The following is a 3203-nucleotide window of genomic DNA, read 5'->3' as shown; positions in this document are numbered from 1 at the left end:
CTGCTGCCTCTCCGCCCGGCGCTGGCGACGCGCCTCCATCCCGTGGCGCACCCCGGCGGACACCCCGGCAGAGGCGCGCGCGGCCCCCGTGGCACCCTGCCCCAGCAGCGCCCGCAAGCCGGCATAGGTCATCACCAGCCCGACCAGCAGGAAGCGGGCGATGCGCTTGACCTCCTGCCGGGAAAAGCCCAGCACGAACAGGCCCAGCCCCAGCGACAGCGCCGCCAGAACGAAGGTCAGCAGCTTGAGCCCCGCGCCGGGTCCGAGCGGCAGCAACCCAAGCAGCGTGGCCAGTACGGTGTCACCGAACAGGCCGCCAAGGCCGAAACTGTGCGCGGCGCTCCATTGCGGCCCCGGCGCGAAGGAGGCGGCGAAAAGCGAAAGAACCGCCAGCCAGATAGGCAGGAATATGAGCCGCCCCACCGCGCGTTCCTCGCCCCGGTGCAGGCCGAGCCGTACGCCCCAACCGAAAATCGCCAGAGCTATCCCTGCCGCGGCCCAGCCGATGACCATGAACAGCGTCACGGCGACCGAGGCACCGGCATGGCCCATCCAGTTGCGCACCGGCGCGTCCGTCGCGGACATCCAGCTCGGATCGTCGGGGTGATAAGACAGGACGGTGGCCGCCGCCATCGCACCCAGGGCCATCAGCAAGAGCCCCGCCAGTTCCTTGCCCCGCTTCTCGATCGCCTCGGCCATCGAACTGTCAAGCAACGGGTCGCGCCCGCGTGTCTGGAATGCCATGTCTCGCCTCGTCCTCGTTCATGTATAGAGACAGTCGCGCAGCCGGGTGAGGCCTTGCGCCATCTCGTCCTTTGGGGCCACCATGGCGGCCCGGATATAGGGTTTGCCGGGGTTCTCGCCGTTCACCTCGCGCCCCAGATAGGCCCCGGGCAGCACCCGCACGCCCGTCTCGCGCCAGAGCTTGAGCGCCGCCGCCTCGCCATCCTCGACCGGCAGCCAGAGGAAGAAGCCCGCCTGCGGCGGCTCGTACCCCGCGACGCCGGTCATGATGCCGTCGGCCACATCGTATTTTTCACGGTAAAGGCGGCGGTTTTCCGTGACATGCGCCTCGTCGGCCCAGACGCTTTCGGCGGCGTGCTGCAACGGCATGGGCAGCGGGCTACCGGCATAGGCGCGCAACTGTTTCATCCGCCGGATCGTTTCCGGCCCGCCCGCCACGAAGCCCGAGCGCAGGCCCGGCAGGTTGGACCGTTTCGAAAGTGAGTGAAAAACCACCACGCGCTCGGGGTCGGCCCCCATTTCCTCTGCCACCTGAAGCGCGCCCACCGGCGGATCGTCGCGGTATATCTCCGAATAGCACTCGTCCGCGAAGATCTGGAAGTCGTAAAGTTCGGCCAGCCCGATGAGGTCGGCCCAGTCGTCGCGCGTGGCCACCGCGCCCTGCGGGTTGCTGGGCGAGCAGAGATAGGCCACCGTAACCTGGTTGAGCACCTCGCCGGGCACCGCGTTGAAATTGGGCAAGTGGTCGTTACCGCGCGTCGCGGGCAGGAACACCGGCTCGGCGCCCACGCTGAGCGCGGCAACCATGTAGACCTGGTAGAACGGGTTGGGGATGAGCACCTTGGGCCACTTGCCGTTCTTGGACTCGGGGCACAGGGCCATCATGGCATTATAGAGTCCCTCGCGCGTGCCGTTGAGCGCCATCACGTTCCGCTCCGGGTCGAGCGTGACGCCGTAGCGGCGATGCAGCCAGCCCGTGATCGCCTGCAGCAGCGCCGGGGTGCCCTCGTTGACGGGATAGTTCGCGAATTCCCCGGCGTGCTCGGCAATGATGTCGGCGACCCACGGCGGAAAGGGGTGTTTGGGCTCGCCGATGGTCATGTGCATGACCTCGCCGCCCGGCGCATGGCCATCCAGCAGCGCCCGCAAACGCGGAAACGCATATTCCGGGAGGGTTGAAAACCGCTCGGGAAACATCCTGTCCTGCCTCGTTTGTCGGGATCGTTCACGCCCCGTTGGCCTTCACGCTACAGATTTGCCGCCACGCGGTCCAGCAAAAGCAGGGACTTGACAGGGCTTTGTGGCATTTTCGCAGCCCGTCACGCGCCCGCCAGCGCCGCTTCGGCCGCCCGCGCCACGCGCAGGAGCCGCGCCTCGCCCATCGGCGCCCCACACAGCATGAGCCCGCAGCCCGGCCGCCCGGTGGGCAGGGTCACGGCGGGCAGCCCCATGAGGTTGGCCACCCGCGTATTGCGCAGGGTCAGCAGGTTCTCGGTGACGTAGTAGTCGCCGTCGGCCAGCAGGCGTTCACGGTCTGGGGCGACGTTGGGCGCGGTGGGCATCAGGACGGCATCGAAACCCGCCATCCGCGCCCGCCACTCGGCGCGCAACGCCTCCAGCCGCCGCCATGCGGCCACGTAATCCGGTGCCGCGACGTCACGGCCCTGGCGGAAGCGGTCGCGGATGGGGGCGAACATGATGTCGGGATCGGCCTCGATCGTGGCGCCCCATATCCCGTAGGCCTCGGCGGTGAAGAGCACGCCGGACATCGGCATCGCCTCGGCCAGCTCGGGGGACTCCACCGGCTCCGACACCGCGCCCGCGTCCCGCAACCGCGCCACGGCGTCGAGATAGGCGGCCGACGGCGCCTCGCGCAGATCGTCCAGCACGACCGTCTCCAGCGTCGCCAGCCGCAGCCCGCCCAGCGTTGCGCCGGAAAGGTCCGGCGCGGGGCGGCCCTCGAGCGCGGCCAGCAGCAGGGCGCAGTCCTCGACCGTCCGGGCAAGGGGGCCGACGGTGTCGAATTTCTCGCACAGCGGCACGACGCCCTCCAGCGGCACGCGGCCGGCGGTGGTCTTGAGGCCGACGAGATCGTTCCATGCGGCGGGTATGCGGACCGAGCCGCCCGTGTCGCTGCCGATCGCCGCGGCGGCCAGCCCGAAGGCCACGCTGGCCGCCGCCCCGGACGAAGAACCGCCGGGCACCGCGCCCGGATCGTGCAGGTTGGGCGGCGTGGCGGTGACCGGGTTCAGCCCGAGGCCGGAAAAGGCCAGCTCGCTCATGTGCGTCTTGCCCAGGCAGACGAGCCCGGCCATCGCGGCGTTGGCCAGAACGCGGGCATCGCGTTCGGGCACGCGGCCGGCCAGCAGGGCCGAGCCGGCCTCGGTCGCGGTGCCGGCGCTGTCGAAAAGGTCCTTCCAGCTCACCGGAACCCCGTCAAGCGGCCCCCGCCGCAGCCC

At 69.9% G+C, this 3203-nt stretch carries 3 protein-coding genes; all 3 read right to left on the bottom strand.

Annotated features, from left to right (window positions below; translation table 11 throughout):
- A partial coding sequence (locus ACH13J_RS18175; protein WP_397544756.1) for a DNA translocase FtsK 4TM domain-containing protein occupies positions 1-744 on the bottom strand: 744 nt, incomplete at its 3' end.
- Positions 745-762: 18 nt separating this feature from the next.
- Entirely contained in the window at positions 763-1941 is a 1179-nt protein-coding gene (locus ACH13J_RS18170; RefSeq protein WP_397544755.1) for an aminotransferase class I/II-fold pyridoxal phosphate-dependent enzyme, read from the bottom strand.
- 122 nt (positions 1942-2063) lie between these two features.
- On the bottom strand, positions 2064-3203 hold a 1140-nt coding region (locus tag ACH13J_RS18165), incomplete at its 5' end, for an amidase family protein (RefSeq protein WP_397544754.1).

It is taken from the genome of Roseovarius salis (assembly GCF_044472985.1).
GTDB lineage: Bacteria > Pseudomonadota > Alphaproteobacteria > Rhodobacterales > Rhodobacteraceae > Roseovarius > Roseovarius salis.
This window is presented reverse-complemented; position numbering and strand designations above follow the sequence as displayed.

Excerpts from the sequence above, each read along its gene's own strand:
- ACH13J_RS18170 (WP_397544755.1), bottom strand. The coding sequence starts at position 1,941 with ATGTTTCCCGAGCGGTTTTCAACCCTCCCGGAATATGCGTTTCCGCGT.